Here is a 24860-nt window from a genome sequence, read left to right on the forward strand (position 1 = left end):
CTCATCTCCGAGGAGAGTCACTTCCGGGGCTGTGTCAGGCTTAGAAGTCTTTCGCCGCGCTCCGTTCCGGTGTTTCCCGGCCCGTTCCGCGCTGGCAGAGAGAAATTTACACGCCGGTCTTCTGAGATCCAAATCGGGGGTCATTGACGGCGTAACCGCAGGTCAGGCGCCGCACGAGTGGCCGTAACCGGGCAAGATCGACGCACAGTGTGACCGGGGCCACGCCGACAATCTTGTGTCCACCGTCAGCGGGGTGCCGCAGGCAGGTGCACGGTGACCGACAGACCACCTGTCGGCACGGCCACTGCCTGCGCAAACCCGCCGTGCGCGGCCACCGCGGCCCGCACGATCGAGAGTCCGAGACCCGTGCCGGACTGGCTGGTGCGGTCCTTGACCCCGCGCCGGAACGGCTCGAACAGCTCCTCGACGCGGTCCGGCGGGATCAGCTGACCCGATGACGACACCCGCAGCAACGACCACTGCGGTCCCGTCTCCACCACGGTCTCGATCCACCCGCCGACGTGGTTGTGCCGGACGGCGTTCTCCAGCAGGTTGCCCGCGATGCGCTCCAGCAGTGCGGGATCCCCGACCGCGAGCGCCGGCGCGCACCGGAACACCGTGCGCAGGTCGCGCGCCTCGGCTTCCGCGCGCACGGCCTTCCACGCGGACTCGACGACAGCAGAGAGATCGACCGGCTCACGCACCGCCAGCCCGACACCGTCCGTGCGCGCAAGCAGCAGCAGCGCGGACACCAACTGCTCGGCACGCTCCCCCGCCGCGCGGACCACACCGGCCATGCGCCGCAGCTCTTCGACGTCGGCATCCGGATCGGACAGAGTCACGTCCAGCTCCGTGCGCACCACAGAGAGAGGGGTGCGCAGTTCGTGCGATGCGTTCGCCACGAACCGACGTTGCGAGTCAAAGGCAGCTTCGAGCCTGTCGAGCATCGCGTCGAACGTGTCCGCGAGCTCCGCGACCTCGTCCCGCGGCCCCTCCAGCCGCAACCGCGCCCCGAGCGACTCCGCCGACAACCGCCGGGCAGCTCCCGTGACGTCGTGCAGCGGCTTCAGAACGCGCCCGGTGAACGTCCACGCCAGCACCGCCGCGGCCACCACCATGCACGCGAACGCGATGAGCCCGGCCTGCAGCAGGTCTTTGCGAGCAGCCGCCGCCAACGCGTTCGTCAGCACCGCGACGTCGACGTTGACCCCGTCCACGGTGACCTGGCTGCCGGCGGGGAACGACGGCGACGAGTCGAACACCCTCCCGACCAGCGACCAGCCGAGGAAGAGCAGCACAGCACTCACCACCGCGACGAGCGCGGTGGTGAGGAGCGTGATCCGGAGCCGCAGCCCCGGCCCGCGCCTGCGCATGTGGTTCAGTCCTCAGCTGGTCCGATCGAAGCACTCGGCACCCGGTACCCGGAGCCCACGACGGTGTCGATGATGCCCGGTTCGCCGAGCTTCTTGCGCAACGTCATGACCGTGACGCGCACGGTCGTGGTGAACGGGTCGGCGTTCTCGTCCCAGACCCGCTCCAGCAGCTCCTCGCTGCTGACGACCGAGCCCTTGGCCGCGAGCAGCACCTCGAGCACGCCGAACTCCTTGCGGGTCAGCTCGATCGGCTGCCCGCCGCGCGACACCGTGCGCCGCGCCGGGTCGAGCTCGACGTCCTGCGCGGACAGCACCGGCGGCGTCGCGGGCGTCGCACGCCGAGCCAACGCCCGTACGCGCGCGACCAGCTCGGGGAACGCGAACGGCTTCGCGAGGTAGTCGTCCGCACCCAGCGACAGCCCGGCCACGCGGTCCTCGATCGTCCCGCTGGCCGTCAGCATCATGACCCTGGTCAGCGCGCCGGAGCTGAGGATCTCCTTGCACAGCTCGTCGCCGGACATCCCAGGCAGGTCCCGGTCGAGCACGACGACGTCGTACCGCGTGACGGTCGACTTCTCGTGCCCGGTCTCGCCGTCGTAGGCGACGTCCACGGCCATACCTTCACGCCTCAGGCCGCGAGCGATCGCGTCGGCCAGGGGCGCCTCGTCCTCGACTACCAGAATCCGCACGCCACAAAGGTGCCACATTCACCTGAGACCACGCTTAACGGCACCTTCACTCAGCCTGTCAGGACTTGCGGGCCGGACGGTCCACCACGACCGTCGACGCAGCCTGCAGTGCACGCAGTTCCAGCAACGCCGGGTGCTCCTCCGCCAGCCGTGCAGCGTTCAACAGCGACCGCAACGCCGCCGTCTCACCGCGCGCCCGCTCCAGCGCCGCACGCCCCTCGGACGCCGCGACCAGCTCGGCCAGCGCCGCCCGCCGCAGCTCACCGGGCATCACGACGTCGCGAACAGCGACCTCGGACACCACGACGCCCAGCTCAGCGGCCCTACCAGCCACACCGGCCAGCACCTCGGCGGAAATCGCCTCACGCTCAGGGTCAATGACGGAGTGCGCGCGCGTGACGACTGCACTGCGCAATGCGAGCTGCACGGCCGTGTAGAGCTCGTCCTCAGGTCGGGCAGACGCGACCACGAACGTCGTCGCCGAGGACACGGCCCACCGCACGACCACGGTCACACGGACCAGCACGCCGTCAGCAGTCGGCACGTCCTGTGCGGCCGGAGTCAGCGAGCGCGGACGGAGATCGACGCGATGCAGCACCACGTGGCGCGGGAACTTGTGCTGACCGGGTTCGACCTCGCCCGCCAGCACCCCACGATCGAACCGGACCGCCCGCTCCCAGGGGAACAACGTGTGCTTCATCTTCTCCGCCTCGTCCACACAGACCACGACCCCGGTCAGCGAGGCGGAGAGCGGGAGTCCGGTGTCCACGAAGGACAGCGGACTCGCAAAGCTCAGTGCCCCCGTGTGTGACCGGGGTCGTGGCGCATCTCAGGACCAAAACCTGGTGTGTTTGCAGCACCACACGCCCGCGGAACGCGGGACCCGAGCGAGGGAGACCTGCCGGGCCGCCAGAACGGACGCTTCGAGGTGGAGGTTAGCTGACCTAGTTCTCCGCGGGCGCGTCAATTTCGACGGGCAGGCACTCCAGCCGTGAGGCCCACTCCGTCACCCGGCGCGCCACGTCCTGCGCGGTGATGCCCAGCAACGCCAGCACCTCGCCACGCGAGCCGTGGTCGTGGAACTGTTGCGGCAGAGCGATGTCGCGCAACGGCACGTCGATTTCGGCGTCACGCAACGCGGCCGCGAACGACGAACCGAAGCCACCGTGCCGGCCACCGTCCTCAACGGTCACCACGAGCTTGTGCGACGCGGCCATCTCCACGAGGTCCGCCGACATCGGGTAGATCCACCGCGGGTCGACGACCGTCACGCCGATGCCCTGGTCCTCAAGCCGTTGAGCAGCCTCAAGCCCGAGCTCACCCAACGCGCCGACAGTCACCAACAGCACGTCAGAACCCGACCGCCGAAGCACGTCAACGGAACCCACGCGCTCCAACGCGGGCAGGTCCGGACCGACCGAGGCCTTGGGGTAGCGGATCACCGTAGGCGCGTCCGAGATCGCCACGGCCTCGCGCAGCTCCTCGGCCAACGTGCCGGCGTCGCGCGGTGCGGCCACGTGGATGCCGGGGACGACACCGCAGATGGACATGTCCCACATGCCGTGGTGCGACGCACCGTCCGGGCCGGTGACGCCCGAGCGGTCCAGCACGACCGTGACGCCCTGCTTGTGCAGCGCGACGTCCATCAGCAGCTGGTCGAACGCCCGGTTCAGGAACGTCGCGTAGACGGCGACGACCGGGTGCAGACCACCGATGGCGAGACCGGCGGCGGAGGTGAACGCGTGCTGCTCGGCGATGCCCACGTCGTAGAAGCGCTCCGGGAACGCCTTCGCGAACGCGTCCAGACCGGTGGGTCCCTGCATCGCGGCGGTGATCGCCACGAGGTCGGAGCGCTCGCGGCCGATCTCCACCAGCGAGTCGGAGAACACGTGGGTCCAGGTCCGGCCGGCGGGCTTCACGTCCTCGCCGGTGATCGGGTCGATGACGCCGGTGGCGTGCATCTGGTCGGCCTCGTGGTTCTCGGCCGGCGCGAAACCCATGCCCTTGCGGGTCACCGCGTGCACGATCACCGGGCCGCCGAACGACTTCGCACGCTGCAGTGCGGACTCCAGCGTCGCCTGGTCGTGGCCGTCGACCGGGCCGATGTACTTCAGGCCGAGGTCCTCGAACATCGCCTGCGGTGCCAGCGCGTCCTTGATGCCGCGCTTGGCGGCGTGCAGCGCGGCGTACAGCGGCTTGCCGAAGAACGGCGTGTGCTGCAGCGCGCTCTTGCCCTTCTCCAGCACGCGCTCGTAGCCGGGACGCAGCCGCAACGTCGACAGGTGGTCGGCCAGACCGCCGATGGTCGGCGAGTACGAGCGACCGTTGTCGTTGACGACGATCACGACCGGACGCGTCTTGTCCGCCGCGATGTTGTTCAACGCCTCCCAGCACATACCGCCGGTCAGCGCGCCGTCACCGACGACCGCGACCACGTGGCCGTGCGCGCCGGTGATCTGCTTCGCCTTCGCCAGGCCGTCGGCGTAGGACAGCGCCGTCGAGGCGTGCGAGCTCTCCTGCACGTCGTGCTCGGACTCCGACCGCGAGGGGTAGCCGGACAGGCCGCCCTGCTGACGCAGCCGGTCGAACCCGCCGCGGCGACCCGTGACGATCTTGTGCACGTACGACTGGTGCCCGGTGTCGAACACGATCGGGTCCTGCGGCGAGTCGAAGACGCGGTGCAGCGCCACGGTCAGCTCGACGACACCGAGGTTCGGGCCGAGGTGCCCGCCCGTCTTGGACACCTTGTCGACCAGAAAACGCCGGATCTCCTCGCACAGCTGCTTCAGCTGCGCCTCGTCCATCCGTTTCAGATCAGCCGGTCCATGCACGGACTCCAGCAGGGTCACCACGCCCACCTCACTCCTGAAGACTTCGGCTCAGTCTACGGAGACTCGACTGAGACGCTTTGTCACCTCGTCTCAGGTACGAGCAGCGCGATGCACTCCATGTGGTGCGTCATCGGGAACGCGTCGAACGCTCGCAGATCTTCGAGCCGATACCCCTGAACTGTGAATTCAGCCAAGTCGCGGGCCAGCGCGGCGGGGTCGCACGCCACATAGACGACCCGTTCCGGCCGGCGTCGTGCGACTTCAGCCACAACGACCTTGCCGGCCCCCTTGCGCGGCGGGTCGAGCACCACGACGTGAGGGTCCTCGACGGGCAGTTTGCGCGTCACGGCTCGTTCCACCTTGTCCACCACCCACTCGACCTGGGACATGCGGCGAAGGTTGCGGCGACCGTCCTCCACGGCACCCGCGAAGGACTCGACGACCAGCACCGATCCGGTCTCGCCGACCTGCCGCGCCAGCACCGAGGCGAACAGTCCCGCGCCGCCGTAGAGATCCCACGCGCGCTGGCCCGGTTCGGCGGCGATCCACTCCCCCACGACGGACGCGAACGTGTCCGCGGCGGCGGGGTGGACCTGCCAGAAGCCGTCGGCAGAAATTCGCCACTTTCGTTGGGCGGCGGTCTCGACGGCCGTACCCGATCCGGCGCGTCGGACGGTGTGTCGGCCGCTCACCTCACCCAGATGCAGGTTGCCGTCACCGTCCTGGGTGATCGTCAGCTCCTGGGCTCGCCACTTTCGGTCAGCGACCGACTCGACCATGCCCGGCCGGGAGATCACACAGTGGTCGATCGGGATCACATCGTGGGAGCGAGTGCCGCGGAATCCGGGCCTCCCGTCCCTGTCGACGGCCATCCGGATCCGGGTCCGCCACTCCAGCGGACCACCCGGCAGCGCCTCCACGACGACGTCCCGTTCGATCTTGCCCAGCCTGCTGAGCTGTTCACGGACGACCTGCGTCTTCAGCTCCCGTTGCGCGTCCCACGACACGTGCTGGAAGTCGCAGCCACCGCACATCCCCGGTCCGCTGAACGGGCACGGCGGCTCCACCCGGTCCGGTGACGGCGTCAGGATCTCCACGGCGTCCGCGCGGCAGAACGACCCACCATTGTCCTCGTAAACCGAGACGACAACACGTTCACCGGGCAGTGCGTGCCGCACGAACAGAACGCGTCCCTCGTGCCGTGCAACGAAGTGGCCGCCGTGTGCGACGGGACCGACCTCTACTTCGAACTTCTGTCCAACCCAGTTTGCTTTGGCCAAGCTCATCGGTCGTCAAGTCCCCTTCGGACAGCTCCAGGCGCGATGACGTCCTTGTCTCGCACCTTGGTGGAGGACGCCAGCTGCCACGGCACGCTGGTCACCATCACACCCGGTTGGAACAGCAGCCTTCCCTTGAGCCGCAACGCACTCTGGTTGTGCAGCAGCTGCTCCCACCAGTGCCCGACGACGTACTCGGGGATGAACACGGTGACGACGTCGCGCGGGTTGTCGGACTTCACCCGCTTCACGTAGTCGAGGACCGGCCTGGTGATCTCGCGGTACGGCGACTCGATCACCTTCAGCGGGATCTTGAAGTTCTCCTTCTCCCACTGCGCGACGAGCCGGCGGGTGTCGCCGTCGTCGACGTTGACCGTGACGGCCTCCAGCACGTCCGGCCGTGTGGCCTTGGCGTAGGACAACGCCCGCAGCGTCGGCATGTGCAGTTTGGACACCAGCACCATCGCGTGGTTGCGCGCCGGCATCGTGCGCACGCGCTCCTGCTGGCGCAGCTCCTCGGCAACGGTGTCGTAGTGCTTGCGGATCGCGGTCATCAACGCGTAGATGGCGGCCATCGCGGCGATGGCGATCCACGCGCCCTTGGTGAACTTCGTGATGAGCACGACGATCAGCACGGTCGCGGTCATCGCCAGACCGAACGTGTTGATCGCCTGCGAGCGCCGCATCCGCTTGCGTGCCTGTGCGTCCTTCTCGGTCTTCAGCAACCGCCGCCAGTGCTTGATCATGCCGAGCTGGCTCATCGTGAACGACACGAACACGCCCACGATGTAGAGCTGGATCAGCTTCGTGACCTCGGCGTCGAACGCGATCACCAGGACGACCGCGAACCCGGCCAGGAAGAGGATGCCGTTGGAGAACGCCAGCCGGTCGCCGCGGGTGTGCAACTGACGCGGCAGATAACGGTCCTGGGCGAGGATCGAGCCGAGCACCGGAAAGCCGTTGAACGCGGTGTTCGCCGCGAGCACCAGGATCAGCGCCGTGACACCGGTGATGAAGAAGAAGCCGGGCGGGAAGCTGTCGAACACCGCGTGCGCGACCTGCGCGACCATCGTCTTCTGCTCGTAGCCCGCCGGCGCGTTGGTGATCTGGTGCGCGGGGGACTCCGCCATCCTGACGTCGGTCAGCTGTGCGAGGACGATGAGCCCCATCAGCATGATCACGGCGATGCCGCCCATCAGCAACAGCGTCGTGGCGGCGTTGCGGGACTTGGGCTTGCGGAACGCGGGCACGCCGTTGCTGATCGCCTCGACGCCGGTGAGCGCGGCGCAACCGGACGAGAAAGCCCGCAGCACCAGGAACACGAAGGCGAGGCCCATCAGGTGGTCACCCTCGGCGTGGATCTCCAGGCCGGAACTCTCCGCGCGCATGTCGTCACCGAGCACGAACCCGCGGAAGAGGCCCCACGCGATCAGGCCGAAGATTCCGATCATGAACGCGTAGGTCGGGATGGCGAACGCGGCCCCTGACTCGCGGATGCCCCGCAGGTTGATCGCCGTGAGCACGACGATCGCGGCCACCGCGAACTCCGCCTTGTGGGTCGCGACGAACGGGATCGCCGAGCCGATGTTCGCCGCCGCCGCCGAGATCGACACCGCGACCGTGAGGATGTAGTCCACGAGCAGGGCGCTCGCCACGGTCAGCCCTGCTCTTTGGCCGAGGTTGACCGTCGCGACCTCGTAGTCACCGCCGCCCGACGGGTAGGCGTGCACGTTCTGCCGGTAGCTGGCGACCACGGTGAGCATGACCACGACGACCGCGACACCCACCCACGGCGCCAGCGCGTAGGCGCTCAGGCCCGCCACCGACAGCATCAGGAAGATCTCCTCGGGCGCGTAGGCGACCGAGGACATGGCGTCCGAGGCGAAGACGGGGAGGGCGATCCGTTTGGGGAGGAGGGTGTGCGAGAGACGGTCGCTGCGGAACGGCCTGCCGACCAGGAGGCGTTTGGCAGCGGTGGCGAGCTTGGACACGGCCAGAGCGTAAGGGGTCCGCTCACCGGGACGGGCTAATGCTCGGTAGGTTCTGCTCAGAGTTCGCCTGAGGAGGCATGTCGTGCACGTGGTGATCATGGGATGTGGCCGGGTGGGAGCCTCCCTGGCCAGGGCCCTCGAGCGACTCGACCACCAGGTCGCCGTGATCGACAAGGACCCGCAGTCGTTCCGCAGGCTCGGCAGCGACTTCCACGGCCAGCAGGTCGTCGGCAACGGGTTCGACCGCAACGTCCTGATCGAGGCCGGCGTGGAGCGCGCGGGCGCGTTCGCGGCGGTCTCCAGCGGCGACAACTCGAACATCATCTCGGCGCGGGTCGCGCGCGAGACGTTCGGTGTCGAACACGTCGTCGCCCGCATCTACGACCACAAGCGCGCGGCCGTGTACGAGCGGTTGGGCATCCCGACCGTGGCGACCGTGCCGTGGTCGACCGACCGGTTCCTGCGGATGCTGCTGCCCGAGGGCGCGGCGACCGCGTGGCGCGACCCGTCCGGCACCGTGGCGGTGCTGCCGATCGAGGTCGACGAGACCTGGGTCGGCCGTCCGGTGTTCGAGCTGGAAGGCGCGATCGGCGCGCGGGTGGCGTTCCTGATGCGCTTCGGCACGGGCGTGCTGCCGGACGCGAAGACCGTCGTGCAGGCCGACGACACCATCTACGTGGCGGCGCTGTCCGGCACGATCACCGACGTCGCGGCGGCGGCGCAGCAGGCACCGGAGGAGAGCTGATGCGGGTCGCGATCGCTGGTGCGGGCGCGGTGGGGCGGTCCATCGCGCAGGAGCTCGTGCAGGACGGGCACCAGGTCATGCTGATCGAGCGGGACCGGGCCCACTTCGACCCGAACTCGGTCGAGCAGGCCGAGTGGGTGCAGGCCGACGCGTGCGAGCTGTCCTCTTTGGAGGACGCGGGCATGCAGCTGTGCGACGTGGTGATCGCCGCGACCGGTGACGACAAGGTCAACCTCGTGGTGTCGTTGCTCGCGAAGACCGAGTTCGCGGTCCGTCGTGTCGTCGCGCGCGTGAACGACCCGACGAACGAATGGCTCTTCACCGAGTCGTGGGGTGTCGACGTCGCCGTGTCCACGCCACGGCTGCTGGCCGCGATGGTCGAGGAGTCCGTGACGATCGGTGACGTCGTGCGGCTGCTGACGTTGCGCCAGGGGCAGGCGAACCTCGTGGAGATCACGCTCGACGAGTCGACGCCGTTCGCCGGCCGTGCCGTGTCGGAGCTGACGCTGCCCCGGGACTGCGCGCTCGTGACGATCCTGCGCGGTGGGCGGGTCATCGTGCCGCAGCCGGACGACACGCTCGAAGGCGGCGATGAGCTGTTGTTCGTCACCACCGCCGCCGTCGAGCAGGACATCAAGAAGGCGTTGGGTTATTAGTGCCGTGGCCGTCGGCCTTCGCCTCGTATTGCGACGATCAGACGGTGCCCTGCTGAGCGCCGGAAGACGCGGCGTTGGTCGGCGGTACTAAACCCACCAGTACTGGTTGCCGCCTCCGTGGCAGTCCCAGAGCTGCACGGACGCACCCTGCCACCAGTTCGCGCCGGCGATCTCGACGCACCGGTAGCCCGGCATCATCACCCGGATCCGGCCGACCTCGTACGAGTGGGAGGCCGGGCGGTAGAAGGTCTGGTGGCCGGGCCGGCTCGCGTCGCAGTCGTACAGCTGCAGGTGAGCACCGTTGTCACCGTTGCCCCAGGCGGCGGTGAGGCATCTGCCGCTGTCGGCGTTGCGCAGCCGCAGCTGGTCCCAGTACCAGCGCTGGGTCGGTGCGTTCACGCAGTCGACCATGATGATGCCGGCGCCGTTCTGCCCGGTGGCGGCGGTCATGCACCGGCCGTTGAACTTGGACTGGACGTAGGACCCCGTCTGCGCGCCCGCCGTGGCGGAGGTGCTGACCAGCAGACCGCCGGAGACGAGCGCGAGCGAGGCCAGGAGCGCGATCTTGCGCACGAAAGGTTTCATGCGGTCCAGACGCTCGCCGCTCGCCGCCTGATACATGCGCGTGCTGAACTCGGGTATCTGCACAACGGAAGCGAGCACTTACCAGCTGTGAGCGATCAGTTGCCCCTGGTCGGGCGCGAGAACGAGCTGCGGGCGGCGCTGCGGGCGCTGGCCGTGGACGGCGCGGTGCTGCTGTCCGGGCCTCCCGGAGTCGGCAAGACGCGCCTGGCCGCGGAGGCGCTCGCCGCGGTGCCGCACCCCGTCGTGCGGTGCTACGCCACGATCGCCACGTCGCAGATTCCGCTCGGCGCGATCGCGTCGCACGTGCCCACAGATCTGCCCGCCGGAGCTCCGGGTCCCGGCCTGCTGCCCGCTGCGTCGGTGCGTGCCGCCGCCGAGCACCTCGCACGCGGTGGGCGGCGGGTGTTGTTCATCGATGACGCTCATCTGCTCGACGACACGTCGTTGTTGGTGTTGCAGCACGTGGTGCGCCACAAGCTGACGCGGGTCATCTGCACAGCGCGGCTCGGGTGGGGCATGGACGGGTTGACCGTCGTCGGCGTCGACGCCCTCGACCAGGACCGCGCGGACGCGTTGCTCACGTCCGCGCTCGGCGGGCCCGCTGACGCCTCGACGCGGCACCTGGTGTGGGCGAACAGCCAGGGCAACCCGTTGTACCTCAAGGAACTCGTGGCGGCGGGCCGGCACTCGGGCGCGCTCAGCGAGACGCAGGGTGGCTGGAACTGGAGCGGGCCGCTGGAGCTGTCCGGACGGCTCGCCGAGCTCGTCGACCTGACCCTCGGACGCCTGGCCGAACCGCAGCGGCGTGCGCTGGAGCTGCTCGCGTACGGCGAGCCGCTGGAGCCCGAGCTGATGCCGGTCCCGCAGGACCTCGTGGACATGGGGTTCGTGCGCATCGGCGACGACGGACGCGCGCGCGTCGCGCACCCCCTCTACAGCGCGCGCCTGCGGGCGACGTGCCCGACGTTGAGAGCCAGAGCGCACCGAAGAGCGCTGGCCGACCGGCTTGAGGCAAAGGGCGCGGACCGGCCCGGCGACGCGGTGCGGGTCGCGACGTGGCGACTGGACAGCGGCACGGCGGAATCGCCTGACGTGCTCGCACGGGCCGCTGAACAGGCACTTTCCGCGCAGGACTGGGAGCTCGCCGAACGACTCTCGCGCGCTGCCGTGGCGCGTGGGGCGACATCGCGCGTAGGGCTCGTGCTCGGCCTCGTGCTGATGTACCAGCGTCAGTGCGTACAGGCCGAAGAGGTGCTCGCAGAGACGATGGCGGCGGGCGGCGACATGCTCACCGTCATCCAGGTCGGCTGTACGCGCGCGTTCAACCTGTTCTTCGGCCTCGGCGACGAGGACGCGGCCGTCGCGGTGCTGGACGAGGTCACCGCGCAGGAGCTGCCGCCGGAGCTGGAGCACTCGGTGCTGTTCTTCGCGCTGACGTTCGCGCTGGAGTCGGCGCCGCTGCGGATCGCGCGGTTGGGTGGCGAGCTGCTGATCGCCGAGGACGGCTGGGCGGCGACCGCCGGCCGGCAGGTGCTGGCGTTCGCGGACCAGTTCGCCGGCCGCTACACCGAGGCGCTCGCGCGGATCGACGCCAACCACGAGGCGGTCGTGGCGACGGCCGGCCGGTTCCCGTCGCTGATGAACGCCGCGAACGGGGTGCGCAACGAGAGCATCCTGCGCTGCGGTGACCTGGCCGGGGCCGAGACGCGGGCCGTGCGGGCGCTGGCCGAGGTGATCGAGGAGGACCGCTGGTCGGTCACCCAGGTGCCGCCGCGGGTGCTGCTGAGCCAGAGCGCGCGGTTCCGCGGCCAGGCTGCGGCGGCCGTGCGGATCACCGCGGAGGGCATCCCGGAGTCCGGTGCCGGGGCCGACTCCCAGGCGATGATGTGGGACGTGCTGCTGCTCGCCGAGTTCGCGGCCGGGGCGGCGTTGCTGGGGCAGTCCGACCGTGCGGAACGGGCGTTGGCGCGCGCCGAGAACGGGTTGCGTCCGGCGTGGCGGATCGCACGGTTCGCGGTCGGGGCCGCGCGCTCGTGGGTGCTCGCGGGCGCGGGGCGCGTCAACGAGGCGATGCAGGCCGCACTGGACAACGCCGCCGTCGCGCGGGCACACGGCGCGCATTCCGAGGAGATCGTGTCGCTGCACGACGCGGCACGGTTCGGTGCGGACACCTCACCACGGCTTCTGGAGCTAGCGAAGACACGTAAGGATCCGCTGACGTCCGCGTACGCCTCGCACGCGCAGGCGCGCGCGTTGCGTGACCCGGCGGGGCTGGAGGAGGTGGCGGCGGCGTTCACGGCGTGCGGTGTCACCTTGTACGCGGCCGAGGCGCTTGCGGAGGCCAGCCGGCTGTCCCGGTTGCACGACCGGCCGCGCGACGCGGAACGGTTGGAACGGCAGGCTTCGGCGCTCGCGGAGTCGTTCGACGGCGCCACCACGCCCGGTCTGGTGGTGACGAGCACGCTCGCCGCGTTGACGCCGCGTCAGCTGGAAATCGCGCGTCTGGCTGTGTCGGGGCTGACGAACGTGGAGATCGCCGAACGGCTCGCCATCGCCAAGCGCACTGTGGACAACCACCTGCACACGACCTACGCCGCGGTCGGTGTGACCGGACGGGGTGGCTTGCGCGCGTTGTTCGGCCAGAGCTGAGCGACACTTTCGTGCCCATCCCGTTCGGACTCGTGCAAAACAACATGCGTTTCAAACGGAACCTTCGGCACACTGCGAGTTGTGTGGCCGTTCGTGGGCAGGGTGCGGGAGCTTCAGGACGTGATGTCCGCGCTCACCGAACCGAACGGGAACGGCGCCGCGCTCGTCGGACCCGCGGGGGTGGGCAAGACCCGGCTCGCTGACGAGGTCGTCGACCGGCTGGAGGTGTCCGGCTGCACCGTCCGACGTTGCTACGCGACCGTGGCGACGTCATCCATCCCGTTCGGGGCTCTCGCCGCGATGCTGCCCGCCGACATGCGCACGGCGAATCCGCTCGGTCGCGCCGTTGAGCATCTTCTGGTCGAACCGCAGCCTTTGGCGATCGTGGTGGATGACGCGCATCTGCTCGATGACACTTCCATCGGCCTGTTGCACCACGTGATCCGTCACGGGCATGCACGCGTGTTGGTGACATCGCGGCCTGGTGAACGGGCGGAGCTGTGGCAGGAGGGGTTGCTGCAGCGGTACCCGCTCGGCGACCTGTCCCGTGCCGAGTCCGACGAACTGCTGGAACGCGCGCTCGACGGCCCGGTGGACACCCGGTCGGCGGCGTTGCTGTGGTCGCGCAGCGCGGGAAACCCGTTGTACCTCAGGGAACTCGTGGTGTCCGGGCGCGCGGTCGGCTCGTTGCGCGCGGTCGAGGGCATCTGGTCGTGGCACGGCGCGATCGAGCTGGGCGGACGGCTCGGCGAGCTCGTGCAGGAGAACCTCGGGCGACTGGAACCGGCGCACCGGCTGGCGTTGGAGCTGCTCGCCTGCTCCGAGCCGGTGGAGCTGGACCTGCTGGCGTCGCTGGTGCAGGAGGAGGCGCTCGACGACCTGGAGACCCGTGCCCTGATCCGGGTCGAGACGTCCGGGCGGCGAACCGTCGTGCGACTGGGGCATCCGTTGTACGGCAGTTTGTTGAGGGCCACATGTCCTCCGGTGCGCGCGCAGTCGCACCAACGCGCGTTGGCCGCCGGTCTGGAGGCCACAGGCGCACGCCGCCGGGAAGATCTGATGCGCATCGCGACGTGGCGGCTCGACGGCGGCTCGCCGATTTCACTCGATCTGCTGGCGGCAGCGGCCGAACAGGCGTGGGCCGCGCGGGACGTGACGCTCGCCGAACGGCTGTGCCGTGCCGCGGTCGACGCGGGCGGGCTGAACCGGGTGGGGCACGTGTTCGGCCAGGTGCTGATGCACGGCCGCGCACCCGACCAGGCCGAGGCCACGCTGGCCGACGTCATGGCAGGCCCGCTGTCGGCGGAGGACCTGAGCCGCCTCGGCGCCACCAGGTCCATGAACCTCTACTTCGCGCTGGGCGACGCCGAGGCGGCCACCGCAGTGCTCGACCGCGTCGACGTGCCGGACCTCCCGGACGAGCTGCGGGACTGGCTGAAGGTCACCCGAACGTTGCAGGAGGCCCACCACCACAACGTCGCCACCGTTCTGGAGAGCACCTATCAGCCCGTAGCACCACACCTGTCCGTCCCCATGCGACTGATCAGGGCGCTGTGCCTCGTGCACGCCGGCCGGTACCGCGAAACTGACGAGGAGATCGACCGCTACGAGACCGAACTGCTGGCGCTGGGCGGCGACTCACCGCCGGACTACGGCGCATCGCGCGTACGTTGCTTCGCTCTGGCGTACGGCGGTCACCTGGCCGAAGCGGAAAGTCTCGCGTTGTCGACGCTCGACGCGTCGTACGACGAGTTGGCCTTCATCGGCCCGACATCGGTCTACAGCGCGCTGTCGTTCTGTGCGCGCATGCGCGGCCGCGGCTCCCACGCCCTGCGCCTGGCCAGGGAAGGCAGCGCGAAGACCGAGGAAAAGCCACTGGTCTTCGACACGATCGCGCTCGCGAGTCTCGCCTCCGCCGCGGCGCTCTGCGGCGACACCTACCTGGCCCAGGAAGCCCTGGCGCGTGCGGAGAAAGCCCGCCGCCCGGCCTGGCGCCTGACCGGCCTGGCGGTGTCGCTGGCACGCCCCTGGGTGCTCGCCGGCGCGGGCGACGTCCGCGCCGCCGCCGACACCGCGATGGCAGCCGCCGACGAATGCGCCGAACTGGGCGCGCACTCCAGCGAAGCCATGGCGCTGCACGACGCCGCCCGCTTCGGCGTCGACACGTCCCTGCGCCTGGCGGCCCTCACGTCCACGATGGACGACCCGATGACCTCCGCCTACGCGGCACACGCGACCGCCCTCGCGCACGCGGCACCGACCGTCCTGGAGGCCGTGGCAACGGACTTCCTGCGCCTGGGCGCCACCCTGTACGCCGCCGAAGCCCTCGCCTCCGCCGCCCGCCTGCACCGGGTGCACGACAACCCCCGCGCTGCCTCCCAGGCCTCGGCCCGCCAGGCGTTGCTGATGCGCGACTTCGACAACGTCCACACTCCTGCCCTGCGCGTCGACGGCCTGACCCACCTGACCCGCCGCCAGGTGGAGGTGGCGCGGCTGGCCACGTCCGGTCTCACCAACCAGCAGATCGCGGAGAAGCTGCACACCTCGAAGCGGACGGTCGACAACCACCTGCACGCGATATACGGCGTGCTCGGGGTGACGGGCCGCGACGAGCTGCGCACCGTGCTGGGCCCGTCCTGATATCCAGTACATCGGATACTGCCGACGGACCGGCCCCGATATCCGATGTACTGGATACCGCCACCCGATATCCGATATATCGCACATCGCCGCACCCCTGACCAGCCGGTATCCGATATATCGCACCACTGCCGCATGGCCCATGCTCACCTGGGCCGTAGCCGGTATCCCATATATCGCATATCGCCGCCGCACGGCCGGGCCCACGTCACCGATATCCGATATACCGCACATCGCCCCGCATCACCGCGCTCACCTGCGCAAACCGATATCAGATATACCGGATATCGCATGCTGGTCGACCGGCAAGGGCGGCGAAGCCGCCGTCAGTCGGCCAGCGCGCCAAGCGGGATCAGCCAGCAAGCCTGGGCGCCATCACCGTCGACCGGGCGGACGTGCGGCGGCCACCCGTGCCAGGCCAACTTCGTCCACAAAAGCCGTCCCTGCCCAAGGTCTCGGCTAATCCGCCACCGCAGATCGCGCCGACACCGAACATCCGCCCGACGGATCTCCACCGCTCCCCCGGAACACGAAGCGGCCGGCACCTCAGGCGAGGTACCGGCCGCGGGAGAACAGCAGTGCCGATCAGTCTCTGGACTTGTCCCGCGCCTCGGAGTCGACGACGCGCTTGAGCTCGTCCATGTCCGGCGTCAGGAGGTCGTCGGCCGTGCGGGCCAGCACATCGGCCTCGGTGTCGGCGGCCGCGCGGGCTTCCTCGGCGGCCTTCAGGCGCTTGTCCGCCCGGCGGACCGCCCAGACCGTGGCGAGCAGCGCGATGGCCATCAACGGGTAACCCATCGCGAGCCGGGCCACCGCGAGCCAGCCGACCTGGTCCTCGTCGTAGAGCCAGCGCTGCACCACGAACCGGGCGAAGAAGACCAGCGCCCAGACGAAGGTGGCGATGTCGTAGTCGCGGACCGAGGCCTTGTCGGAGCGCCAGGAGCGGTCGCGGCCGTTGAGGAACGTCCAGATCACGCCGGCGAGCGGCCAGCGCACGACGATCGACAGCAGGAACGCGCTGCCGTACACGACGCTCTGCCAGATGCCGAAGAGGAAGAATCCCTTGGCCTCGCCCGTCTTGTAGGCGATGAACGCGGCGATGCCGACGCCGAAGACGGCGGAGATCGCGGGCTGGACCGTGCCCTTGCGGACGGCCAGGATCACGCCGATCACGACCGCGGCGGCCAGGGCGCTGATGATCGCGGCCATGAGGTTCTTGGCGGCGAAGTTGACGATCACGAAGACGACGACGGGCAGCGACGAGTAGAGCATCCCGCTCACGCCGCCCATCTGCTCGAGGACGGTGGGCTGCTTTTCGTCGGTCTTGGCTGAAGTCATGAAGCGTTCTGCAACTCGTAATAGGGGTTGTAGAGCACCTTGCGCCCGTCGCGCACGGCGATGCGGCCACGGGCCTTGATCGTCCGACCAGGCTCGATTCCCGCGATGCGACGGCGGCCGAGCCAGACGAGGGTGACGCCCTCGGTGCCGTCGTAGAGCTCGGCTTCCAGCGTGGCGGCCGCGTCCCTGGGACAGAGCTCCACGCTGCGGAGCCTGCCGAGGACGGTGACCTCCTCACCGGACTTGCAGTCGCAGGCCTTCACCGCGCCGACGGCCTCCGCTTTTCGCGAGAGGTCGTCCGCGTCGAGCTCGGCGACGTCGCTGGTCAAGCGACGCACCAAGCGGCGCCAATAGCCGCTCATCCCCGACTCCTGCATTGCTCTGGTGGCCCCGTGGTGTGGACCGTCTGTGAGTGAGGGTACGCACGAGGGCCGACAATCTCGGGCGTGCCTGTCGAGACCGTCGTCCTGCTGCCCGGAACCGCCTCGGACGAGGTATTTGTCCGTTCTGTCTTCACCGACCCGTTGTCGCAGGTCGGCGCCGTTCTGAGCGCTCCGCGCGTCCGCACACTCAGTGAACGGTTGACGGCGCTCGAAAATGCCGCAGCAGGCCACCCGATCGTGGTGGGCGGCGTCTCACTTGGCGCGCACGTCGCCGCGCGGTGGGCGGTGGACAACCCGCACAAGTGCGCCGGGCTGATCCTCGCTCTGCCCGCGTGGACCGGAACGCCGGACCACGCCCCCGCGGCCCAGACCGCGAAGATCAGCGCGGAGATCATCGAAAAGCAAGGCCTCGAGGCAGCACTCGTAAACACCACCGGCTGGCTGCACGACGAGCTGCACCGGGCGTGGCGCGGCTACGGCGACCAACTGGTGCCGCACTTGGCAGAAGCCGCGACCTCGACCGCGCCCACGCTCGAAGAGCTGAAAACCCTCGACGTGCCAACGGGAATCGTCGGGTGCACCGACGACCCGGTGCACCCGGTCGAGATCGCGGAGCAGTGGGCGAACGCCATCCCGCGCGCCGTGCTCACGACCACGACGCTGGACGCCTACCCGCACGCACTGGGGCGCGCGGTGCAGGCGTGGCAACGAGCGAAGGGCTAACCCTGCTGCTGGATGTGCCGGGCGATCGCCTCCGGCAGCTCGACCGGCAGCGGCGTGCGGGGCGGCATCGGCTGCTCACCGCGCACGACGACGGTGCCGCGCAGCATCTGCCGCAACGCCTCGGAGTTCTGCGCGAAGTGCTCCTCCGGCCCGGCCGCGACGCCGCGCAGCATCCAGCGCGGACCGTCGATGCCGACGAAGAGGATCTGCACGCCCTGGTTGCGGGCCGTGATCTCCTCGCCCCACTCGCCGTTCTCGCGGTTGATGCGGGCGCCGTCCTCCTTGAGGCTCTGGATCAGCTCGGCACCGACCTCCTTCCAGAGGCCACCCGACTTCGGCGCGGCGAACGCGCTGATCGTCAGCTGACCAACGGACGTGAGGACGTGCACCGCGCGCACAGAACCGGACTGCTGGTCCATCTCGACCTGCAGCTGGGCCTCGTCCGGCATCGGCAGCTGCACCGATCCCAGGTCGAGCCGCTGCACATCGTCGTGGGGCGCCACCGTCGAGTCCCACGGGCCCTCGACGTCGTCGAAGACCTCGTCCTGCTCCGGACCGGTGTCGACGGCCCCCGCGGAGTGACGACCGCGCTTGCGGCGCCTTCCGAACATGCCCTACCCCTCCGTCTGGATACTGGCGAACACCCCGTGCCCGCCGGTCGAGCCATAGCCTCCCGCACCGCGTTCCGTCTCCGGCAACTCGGTGACCTCGCGGAACACCGCGTGCTCGACGCGTTGCACGACGAGCTGGGCGATCCGGTCGCCGCGCGACAGCGCGATCGGCTCACGGAGATCATGGTTCACGAGGCAAACGCGGATCTCACCGCGGTAGCCCGAGTCGATCGTGCCGGGCGTGTTGACCACGCTCAGCCCGACCCGCGCGGCCAGTCCGGAACGGGGGTGCACGAACCCTGCGTACCCGGTCGGCAGCGCGATCGCGACACCGGTGCCGACCACGGCGCGCTCGCCTGGTGGAATGACCACGTCCGACGTGGTGACCAGATCGGCGCCCGCGTCGCCGGGACGGGCGTAGGCGGGCACGGGAACCCCCGGATCGAGCCGGGTCAGCAACACCTCGACGCTGGACACGGCGGGCGAGATTACCCTGACGACGTGAGTGAGACTGCCGTGACCGCCACAACGACCTTCCGCGAGCGCCTGTACGTGACGTGGTGGATCTGGCCGCTGCCGCTGCTGGCGGCCGCGCTGCTGGCCGCCGAGGTGCACATGGGCTTCCCCGGAGTCCGGTCCTGGCTGCCGTACGTGATCCTGCTGCCGCTGACGGTCGTGCTGATCGTGCGGATGGGGTCGACGAAGGTCGAGGTGTCCGGCGGCGAGCTGCGCGCCGGCGACGCCCACATCCCGCTGGACCTGCTCGGTGACGCCGAGATCATCGCGCCGGAAGACCGGCGCAAGGCGATGGGCCCGCACCTCGACCCGGCGGCCTACGTCGTGCACCGCGGCTGGGTCAAGCCGCTCGTGCGGGTGCGCGTGAACGACCCGGACGACCCGACGCCGTACTGGATGATCAGCACGCGCCGCCCGGACGAGCTCGTCGCCGCGATCAAGTCCTGAAAGACACAACTGGGCGCCACCCGTGCGGGTGAGCGCCCAGTCTTGCTCGGCGGAGTCAGGCCCTAGAAATCATGCACAGTCGCGGCAGATGTACACGCCGTTGTTGTCCTCGGCGAGCCTGCTGCGGTGGTGCACCAGGAAGCACTTCGAGCACGTGAACTCGTCGGCCTGCTTGGGCAGGACCTTGAACGTGAGCTCCTCGCCGGACAGATCGGCGCCGGGCAGCTCGAAGTTCTCCGCGCTCGCGTCCTCGTCGACGTCCACGACGCCGGACTGCGTCTCGTTCCGCCGGGCCTTCAACTCCTCGAGGGAGTCCTCAGCGAGTTCGTCCGCCTCGCTGCGACGCGGCGCGTCGTAGTCGGTCGCCATCTTTTTCACCCCTGCGGTCTACGGAGACTGTTCGTGTCGCTGGTTAACGCTCCAGCGCCCTCTTTTGTGCCCCACGTCAAGGTGACGTAGGTCTCTCACACACGGTGGTTAGCCAACCCCCTTGGCGTGCCCGCCAGGCTTGATCCACATGTGTGCGGAGCGCGCAGAGGGTAGCTCACTGCCCGAATGACTCGACATCGGGTTACCCCTTACCGACCGGACGGGTGACACAACCTTTCTACGCTGGACCTATACCCTGTGCGGGAGCACGTTCGCCCCGGCGTGCAACCTGGCGCGGGGCCGGTACCGTCCTGACTGTGAGCAATCAGGCCGGTGCGGTGGGTCACGCCGGTCGAGGCGCGCGTCAGCCGGGCAGGGCCTAGGCTGATCAGCAGGGGACGTAACACGGGGAGGGGCTTCGGACGTGGGACCCGCATCGGGAAGCTTGACGCCCTACAAGCGGCGTCGGCCCGTGCCCGCGCTCGTCCTGTTCGCGGTGCTGTTGGTCAGTTCCGTGTTCGTGTGGGTGAAGGTGCTCGGCAACGCGAGCGACGTGGACGCGGCCATCAAGTGCAACGCGCCAGGTCACGTGACGACGTCCGCCAGTCCGGAGGCCACCGGGGCCACGCCGACGGCGCCGCCTCCGCCGCTGGGCACCGTCCTGGAGCACGACGCGCTCGACCGCACCGACCCGGTGCCCGTCGGCGACGTCAACTTCAAGGTCATCAACGCCTCGACCCAGCGCAACCACGCCAAGACCGTGGCGACCCAGCTGACCGAACTGGGCCTGAAGCAGGCGGCCGACCCCGGTAACGACCCGATCTACCCGGCGGGCGACATGACCTGCCGCGGTCAGATCCGCTTCGGCGCGCCCGGCTCGTCGGCCGCTCGCACGCTGTCGTTGCTGGAGCCGTGCCTGGAGCTCGTGCGCGACGACCGGCAGGACGCCACCGTCGACATCGCGGTCGGCAAGAAGTTCGACGAGGTCAAGCCGAACAGCGACGCCCGCAAGGTGATCGACCAGCTCAAGGAGTGGGCCGAGCAGCAGCCGGAGCAGCAGGGCGGCCAGGTCGCGGCAGCTGCGAAGCCGACGCTGAACCAGGACCACCTGGCTGCAGCACGCGACGTGACCTGCGGCTGACCCGCACTCGCTACCCTGCACGCATGGGGGTCGATCTTCTTCCGGACGAGCGCGTCCTCTGGCAGGGCAGACCTGTGCACCGTTCGGTGTTCCTGCGCCAGGACCCGAAGTGGATGTGGTTCAGCCTGAAGTTCGAGGCGGCCTTCTTCGTGTTCCTGGCAGCGGTCTTCGGCCTGCTCCACCTGTGGCTGGGCCCGGTCGCCAGCTGGATCGTCAAGTACGCCGTGGTGATGCCCGTCGTGTCCGCGGCTCTGCACATCACCGAGCCGTTCGTGTGGCGCTTCCTGACGCTGCGCCGGACGACCTACTACGTCACGAACCAACGCGTCGTATCAGTGCCCGGCCGGCGACCACGCGCAACAAAGCTCACCGACATCGACACACTGGCGTTCGCCGAGGAACCGGACGGCTCCGGTTACGTCCGACTCGACCAGCGGTACATGCCGGACGGGTTCGGGAACGGGACCGTCGCCGAGCTGATCCACGTTCCCGACGTGCGCGAGGTCGTCGACCTGCTCGCGACGCTCACCGGGCAGACCGCGACCGCGCGCTGACTCAGACCTTGCCGAAGCCCGACTCGGCCAACGCGCTGTAGAGGGCGTCCGCGATGCCCGGCGTGGCGGCGAACGTCGCGTCCTCCCCCAGCTCCGGCGACGACCCCGGCAACCGCACCACGGCACCGGCCTCGGCAGCGATCAACCCACCGGCGGCCCAGTCCCAGCGACCCAACGCGTGCTCGGCGTAGGCGTCGAGCCGCCCGGCGGCCACCGAGCAGAGGTCCAGCGACGCCGCACCGGCCCGGCGCAGGTCACGCACCCGCGTCGACATGGCGGCCCACGTGTCGGCCTGCCGCTGACGACGTTCCGGCCGGTACGCGAACCCGTAGCCCAGCAGCGACAGCGACAGATCCGTGGTCGCCGAAACGTGCACCGGCACGCCGTCCAGAAAAGCCCCGTACCCGCGCGCAGCGGTCCAAACCCGTCCGGTCGCCGGCTCCACCACGGCGCCCGCGACGGACTCGCCGTCGAGCTGCGCTGCGATCGACACCGAGTACCAGGGGATTCCGTAGAGGTAGTTGACGGTGCCGTCGATCGGGTCGACGACCCACGTCAACCCCTCGACCACCGTCCCGCCTTCCTCCTCGCCGAGCACGGGCTCGCCGGGGCGCAACTCGGACAGACGCGTCCGGACGAGTTGTTCTGAGGCGCGGTCGGCGGCCGTCACGACGTCGGTGGAGGTGCTCTTGGTGTCGAACGACACGACGGCGGACGCACGCATGCGCTGAACAAGAGCGCCCGCTTCCCGTCCGATGGCTGTGGCGATGTCGACGAGTGGCCGGGGATCGAACACGACCAGTTCCCTCCTGCGTCACTAGCACGGGACTATCGGACTTCGTCAGGCTAATGTCTGCGCACCACGGTTACTGAATCGAAGCAAGCAGGATCGAGTAGGAAGGACCACGGGGATGGGCATCACCCGCGGGTTCGGTGTGGACATCGGCGGCTCCGGCGTCAAGGGCGGTCTGGTCGACCTCGAAGCAGGAGCACTGGACGGCGAACGCATGCGGATCCCCACGCCCCAGCCGTCGACCCCCGACGCGGTGGCCGAGGTCGTCGCCGAGATCGTCGAGAAGTTCCAGTGGGACGGACCGGTCGGCGTCACGCTCCCCTGCGTGGTCAAGCACGGTGTGGCGCTGAGCGCCGCGAACGTGGACAAGGGCTGGATCAACTGCGACGCGCAGCAGCTCTTCGCGGAGCGCCTCAAGCGCAAGCCCGAGGACATCGTCGTGATGAACGACGCGGACGCGGCCGGCATCGCGGAGATGTCGTTCGGCGCGGGCGTCGGCAAGGACGGGACCGTGGTGCTGCTGACGTTCGGCACGGGCATCGGCAGCGCGGTGTTCCTCGACGGCAAACTGGTCCCGAACACCGAGTTCGGGCACCTGCAGGTCGACGGGCACGACGCGGAGTCCCGCGCGGCCGCCTCCGTGAAGGAGGAGAAGGGCCTGTCCTGGGAGGAGTGGACGCCTCGGGTCACGCGGTACATCAACGTGCTCGAGGACCTCATCTGGCCCGACCTGGTGATCGCCGGCGGCGGTGTGAGCAAGAAGGCGCACAAGTGGTTGCCATTGCTCAACGTTCGCACCGAAGTAGTTGCCGCCGCACTGAAGAACGACGCGGGCATCGTGGGTGCCGCCTGGGCCGCCGCGCACGGCGTGCGGCCTTAGCAGCCATTCGACACCGAAACGTGTCCGACCAGATCTAGCTGCGAGAACGCAGGTGAGAGCGCCCCGAACGACCTCGGGGCGCAACACCGAGTCACCGACGTCGTTACAATGGAACGCACACCCGCCAAGCAAGATCGGCGGGGAGATCCCCTGAACTCTGGCGACCGAGGTTTCGCGCCCTCTGGTTTGCCTTGAACGACCGTCGCGAAAGGGCGTACGTGGCAGCCGCAGAAACCGCAACCCGACGCTCCAGCTCCGCCGCGAGCGCCGCCAAGACGACCAAGGCGACCGCGGCCGGCGAGGCCGAGGAGAAGCCGAAGCGCAAGACGACCGCTGCGGCAGCGAAGAAGCCCGCCGCCGCCAAGGCCGCCGGCGCCAAGACCCCGCGCAAGCCGGCCGGCAAGGCCGACCCTGCCGCGAAGGGCACCGCCAAGAAGGACGGCGAAGAGCCGGAGGACATGGAAGGCGCTCCCGGCGCCGAGGACCTGGAAGACGTCGAGATCGTCGACGAGCCGGTCGTCGACGAGCCGGAGGAGGCGGAGGACCCCAAGAACGAGGGTGACTTCGTCTGGGACGAGGAGGAGTCCGAGGCCCTGCGCCAGGCGCGCAAGGACGCGGAGCTCACCGCTTCGGCCGACTCCGTTCGCGCCTACCTCAAGCAGATCGGCAAGGTCGCCCTCCTCAACGCCGAGGAGGAGGTCGAGCTCGCCAAGCGCATCGAGGCCGGTCTCTACGCCGCCGAGCGCGTGCGCCGCTCCGAGGAGGAGCAGGAGAAGCTCACCCCGCAGCTGCGCCGCGACCTGCGCTGGATCGTCCGCGACGGCGAGCGCGCCAAGAACCACCTGCTCGAGGCGAACCTCCGCCTCGTCGTCTCGCTGGCCAAGCGCTACACCGGCCGCGGCATGGCGTTCCTGGACCTGATCCAGGAGGGCAACCTGGGTCTGATCCGCGCCGTCGAGAAGTTCGACTACACCAAGGGCTACAAGTTCTCCACGTACGCCACCTGGTGGATCCGGCAGGCGATCACCCGCGCCATGGCCGACCAGGCCCGCACCATCCGCATCCCGGTGCACATGGTCGAGGTCATCAACAAGCTGGGTCGCATCCAGCGCGAGCTGCTGCAGGACCTGGGCCGCGAGCCCACGCCGGAAGAGCTCGCCAAGGAAATGGACATCACGCCCGAGAAGGTGCTGGAGATCCAGCAGTACGCGCGTGAGCCCATCTCGCTGGACCAGACGATCGGCGACGAGGGCGACAGCCAGCTCGGCGACTTCATCGAGGACTCCGAGGCCGTCGTCGCGGTCGACGCCGTCTCGTTCACGTTGCTGCAGGACCAGCTGCAGTCCGTGCTCGCGACGCTGTCCGAGCGCGAGGCGGGCGTCGTCCGGCTGCGCTTCGGCCTCACCGACGGCCAGCCGCGCACGCTGGACGAGATCGGCCAGGTCTACGGCGTCACGCGTGAGCGCATCCGGCAGATCGAGTCCAAGACGATGTCGAAGCTGCGTCACCCGTCGCGCTCGCAGGTCCTGCGCGACTACCTCGACTAGGTCTTACTGAGGCATACGCAGAGATCCCCGCACCGGTTCGGTGCGGGGATCTTCTTTTTCCGGGAGTTTTCTCACGCCGTGACCAGGCGTGATCAGACGCATGCAAAAGATGAGTACCCATG

Annotated in this window: 23 protein-coding genes; 10 read left to right on the forward strand and 13 right to left on the reverse strand. The window is 69.3% G+C overall.

The window, feature by feature from the left end; all coding sequences use genetic code 11:
- Positions 1-245: 245 nt before the first annotated feature.
- The 6 genes from DI276_RS11920 to DI276_RS11945 form a co-directional block, all read right to left on the reverse strand.
- A complete protein-coding gene (locus DI276_RS11920; RefSeq protein ID WP_112263378.1) occupies positions 246-1373 on the reverse strand; it encodes a sensor histidine kinase in 1128 nt (375 codons plus the stop codon).
- A 5-nt stretch (positions 1374-1378) separates the two neighbouring features.
- Positions 1379-2062, reverse strand: a complete 684-nt coding sequence (locus DI276_RS11925) for a response regulator transcription factor (RefSeq protein ID WP_030464810.1) — start codon at positions 2060-2062, stop codon at positions 1379-1381.
- Positions 2063-2120: 58 nt separating this feature from the next.
- A complete protein-coding gene (locus DI276_RS11930) occupies positions 2121-2831 on the reverse strand; it encodes a slipin family protein (RefSeq protein ID WP_232836604.1) in 711 nt (236 codons plus the stop codon).
- Positions 2832-3006: 175 nt separating this feature from the next.
- Entirely contained in the window at positions 3007-4911 is a 1905-nt protein-coding gene (gene dxs, locus DI276_RS11935) for a 1-deoxy-D-xylulose-5-phosphate synthase (RefSeq protein ID WP_112263780.1), read from the reverse strand.
- 62 nt (positions 4912-4973) lie between these two features.
- Positions 4974-6179 carry a class I SAM-dependent RNA methyltransferase gene (locus tag DI276_RS11940; RefSeq protein ID WP_112263379.1) on the reverse strand — a complete coding sequence of 402 codons (1206 nt, stop codon included), beginning with the start codon at positions 6177-6179 and terminating at the stop codon, positions 4974-4976.
- Positions 6176-8161 (reverse strand): APC family permease, encoded by a 1986-nt coding sequence (locus DI276_RS11945; RefSeq protein WP_112263380.1) that lies wholly within the window; start codon positions 8159-8161, stop codon positions 6176-6178. The genes DI276_RS11940 and DI276_RS11945 overlap by 4 nt, the downstream gene beginning before the upstream one ends.
- 82 nt (positions 8162-8243) lie before the next feature.
- On the opposite strand from DI276_RS11945, the gene DI276_RS11950 reads away from it, so the two are divergent.
- Together DI276_RS11950 and DI276_RS11955 are read left to right on the forward strand one after the other, a co-directional pair.
- Complete coding sequence (locus DI276_RS11950; RefSeq protein WP_112263381.1) at positions 8244-8906, forward strand: potassium channel family protein; 663 nt, start codon at positions 8244-8246, stop codon at positions 8904-8906.
- Complete coding sequence (locus DI276_RS11955) at positions 8906-9562, forward strand: potassium channel family protein (RefSeq protein WP_112263382.1); 657 nt, start codon at positions 8906-8908, stop codon at positions 9560-9562. Before DI276_RS11950 ends, DI276_RS11955 begins: the two co-directional genes overlap by 1 nt.
- Positions 9563-9649: 87 nt before the next feature.
- On the opposite strand, the gene DI276_RS50845 is transcribed toward DI276_RS11955, so the two are convergent.
- Positions 9650-10147 (reverse strand): RICIN domain-containing protein, encoded by a 498-nt coding sequence (locus tag DI276_RS50845; protein ID WP_198680591.1) that lies wholly within the window; start codon positions 10145-10147, stop codon positions 9650-9652.
- A gap of 87 nt (positions 10148-10234) precedes the next feature.
- Here DI276_RS50845 and DI276_RS11965 point away from each other — a divergent pair, with 87 nt between their 5' ends.
- Both DI276_RS11965 and DI276_RS11970 read left to right on the forward strand, forming a co-directional pair.
- Positions 10235-12796 (forward strand): AAA family ATPase, encoded by a 2562-nt coding sequence (locus tag DI276_RS11965; RefSeq protein WP_198680592.1) that lies wholly within the window; start codon positions 10235-10237, stop codon positions 12794-12796.
- Positions 12797-12877: 81 nt separating this feature from the next.
- A complete protein-coding gene (locus tag DI276_RS11970; protein ID WP_112263384.1) occupies positions 12878-15436 on the forward strand; it encodes a helix-turn-helix transcriptional regulator in 2559 nt (852 codons plus the stop codon).
- Between the two features lie 585 nt (positions 15437-16021).
- On the opposite strand, the gene DI276_RS11975 is transcribed toward DI276_RS11970, so the two are convergent.
- On the reverse strand, positions 16022-16774 hold the full coding sequence (locus DI276_RS11975) for a DUF3159 domain-containing protein (RefSeq protein WP_112263385.1): 753 nt from the start codon (positions 16772-16774) through the stop codon (positions 16022-16024).
- Positions 16771-17136, reverse strand: coding sequence for an OB-fold nucleic acid binding domain-containing protein (locus tag DI276_RS11980; protein ID WP_035908814.1), 366 nt, complete (start codon positions 17134-17136; stop codon positions 16771-16773). Before DI276_RS11980 ends, DI276_RS11975 begins: the two co-directional genes overlap by 4 nt.
- 84 nt (positions 17137-17220) lie before the next feature.
- Between DI276_RS11980 and DI276_RS11985 the strand changes: the two genes are divergently transcribed.
- A complete protein-coding gene (locus DI276_RS11985; RefSeq protein WP_112263386.1) occupies positions 17221-17880 on the forward strand; it encodes an alpha/beta fold hydrolase in 660 nt (219 codons plus the stop codon).
- On the opposite strand, the gene DI276_RS11990 is transcribed toward DI276_RS11985, so the two are convergent.
- Both DI276_RS11990 and dut read right to left on the reverse strand, forming a co-directional pair.
- Positions 17877-18491 carry a DUF3710 domain-containing protein gene (locus tag DI276_RS11990; protein WP_112263387.1) on the reverse strand — a complete coding sequence of 205 codons (615 nt, stop codon included), beginning with the start codon at positions 18489-18491 and terminating at the stop codon, positions 17877-17879. The two genes, DI276_RS11985 and DI276_RS11990, sit on opposite strands and share 4 nt — an antisense overlap.
- 3 nt (positions 18492-18494) lie before the next feature.
- Complete coding sequence (gene dut, locus DI276_RS11995) at positions 18495-18968, reverse strand: dUTP diphosphatase (protein ID WP_112263388.1); 474 nt, start codon at positions 18966-18968, stop codon at positions 18495-18497.
- A 24-nt stretch (positions 18969-18992) separates the two neighbouring features.
- On the opposite strand from dut, the gene DI276_RS12000 reads away from it, so the two are divergent.
- Complete coding sequence (locus DI276_RS12000) at positions 18993-19454, forward strand: DUF3093 domain-containing protein (protein ID WP_232836605.1); 462 nt, start codon at positions 18993-18995, stop codon at positions 19452-19454.
- 69 nt (positions 19455-19523) lie between these two features.
- Here the strand turns inward: DI276_RS12000 and DI276_RS12005 are convergent, their stop codons facing one another.
- Entirely contained in the window at positions 19524-19823 is a 300-nt protein-coding gene (locus DI276_RS12005; RefSeq protein ID WP_030464829.1) for a DUF4193 domain-containing protein, read from the reverse strand.
- Positions 19824-20247: 424 nt separating this feature from the next.
- Here DI276_RS12005 and cei point away from each other — a divergent pair, with 424 nt between their 5' ends.
- Both cei and DI276_RS12015 read left to right on the forward strand, forming a co-directional pair.
- Positions 20248-20964, forward strand: coding sequence for an envelope integrity protein Cei (gene cei / locus DI276_RS12010; RefSeq protein ID WP_112263390.1), 717 nt, complete (start codon positions 20248-20250; stop codon positions 20962-20964).
- 23 nt (positions 20965-20987) lie between these two features.
- On the forward strand, positions 20988-21518 hold the full coding sequence (locus DI276_RS12015) for a hypothetical protein (protein ID WP_157984663.1): 531 nt from the start codon (positions 20988-20990) through the stop codon (positions 21516-21518).
- A gap of 1 nt (position 21519) precedes the next feature.
- On the opposite strand, the gene DI276_RS12020 is transcribed toward DI276_RS12015, so the two are convergent.
- Positions 21520-22314: an inositol monophosphatase family protein gene (locus DI276_RS12020; RefSeq protein WP_269814252.1), complete on the reverse strand. Its 795-nt coding sequence runs from the start codon at positions 22312-22314 to the stop codon at positions 21520-21522.
- Between the two features lie 115 nt (positions 22315-22429).
- Between DI276_RS12020 and ppgK the strand changes: the two genes are divergently transcribed.
- Entirely contained in the window at positions 22430-23191 is a 762-nt protein-coding gene (gene ppgK / locus DI276_RS12025; protein WP_112263393.1) for a polyphosphate--glucose phosphotransferase, read from the forward strand.
- Positions 23192-23409: 218 nt separating this feature from the next.
- The gene (locus DI276_RS12030) at positions 23410-24738 is read left to right on the forward strand and encodes an RNA polymerase sigma factor (protein WP_112263782.1); all 1329 of its coding nucleotides are present in this window, start codon (positions 23410-23412) and stop codon (positions 24736-24738) included.
- The last annotated feature ends 122 nt before the right edge of the window (positions 24739-24860 follow it).

The sequence above is a fragment of the Lentzea terrae genome (assembly GCF_003265345.1).
GTDB lineage: Bacteria > Actinomycetota > Actinomycetes > Mycobacteriales > Pseudonocardiaceae > Lentzea > Lentzea terrae.

What these genes read in the sequence shown, in the direction of transcription:
- DI276_RS11940 (WP_112263379.1), bottom strand. Translation starts at nt 6,179, where the DNA reads ATGAGCTTGGCCAAAGCAAACTGGGTTGGACAGAAGTTCGAAGTAGAG.
- ppgK (WP_112263393.1), top strand. Translation starts at nt 22,430, where the DNA reads ATGGGCATCACCCGCGGGTTCGGTGTGGACATCGGCGGCTCCGGCGTC.
- DI276_RS11975 (WP_112263385.1), bottom strand. Translation starts at nt 16,774, where the DNA reads ATGACTTCAGCCAAGACCGACGAAAAGCAGCCCACCGTCCTCGAGCAG.
- DI276_RS11955 (WP_112263382.1), top strand. Translation starts at nt 8,906, where the DNA reads ATGCGGGTCGCGATCGCTGGTGCGGGCGCGGTGGGGCGGTCCATCGCG.
- DI276_RS11990 (WP_112263387.1), bottom strand. Translation starts at nt 18,491, where the DNA reads ATGTTCGGAAGGCGCCGCAAGCGCGGTCGTCACTCCGCGGGGGCCGTC.
- DI276_RS11980 (WP_035908814.1), bottom strand. Translation starts at nt 17,136, where the DNA reads ATGAGCGGCTATTGGCGCCGCTTGGTGCGTCGCTTGACCAGCGACGTC.
- DI276_RS12015 (WP_157984663.1), top strand. Translation starts at nt 20,988, where the DNA reads ATGGGGGTCGATCTTCTTCCGGACGAGCGCGTCCTCTGGCAGGGCAGA.
- DI276_RS50845 (WP_198680591.1), bottom strand. Translation starts at nt 10,147, where the DNA reads ATGAAACCTTTCGTGCGCAAGATCGCGCTCCTGGCCTCGCTCGCGCTC.
- DI276_RS12005 (WP_030464829.1), bottom strand. Translation starts at nt 19,823, where the DNA reads ATGGCGACCGACTACGACGCGCCGCGTCGCAGCGAGGCGGACGAACTC.
- DI276_RS11920 (WP_112263378.1), bottom strand. Translation starts at nt 1,373, where the DNA reads ATGCGCAGGCGCGGGCCGGGGCTGCGGCTCCGGATCACGCTCCTCACC.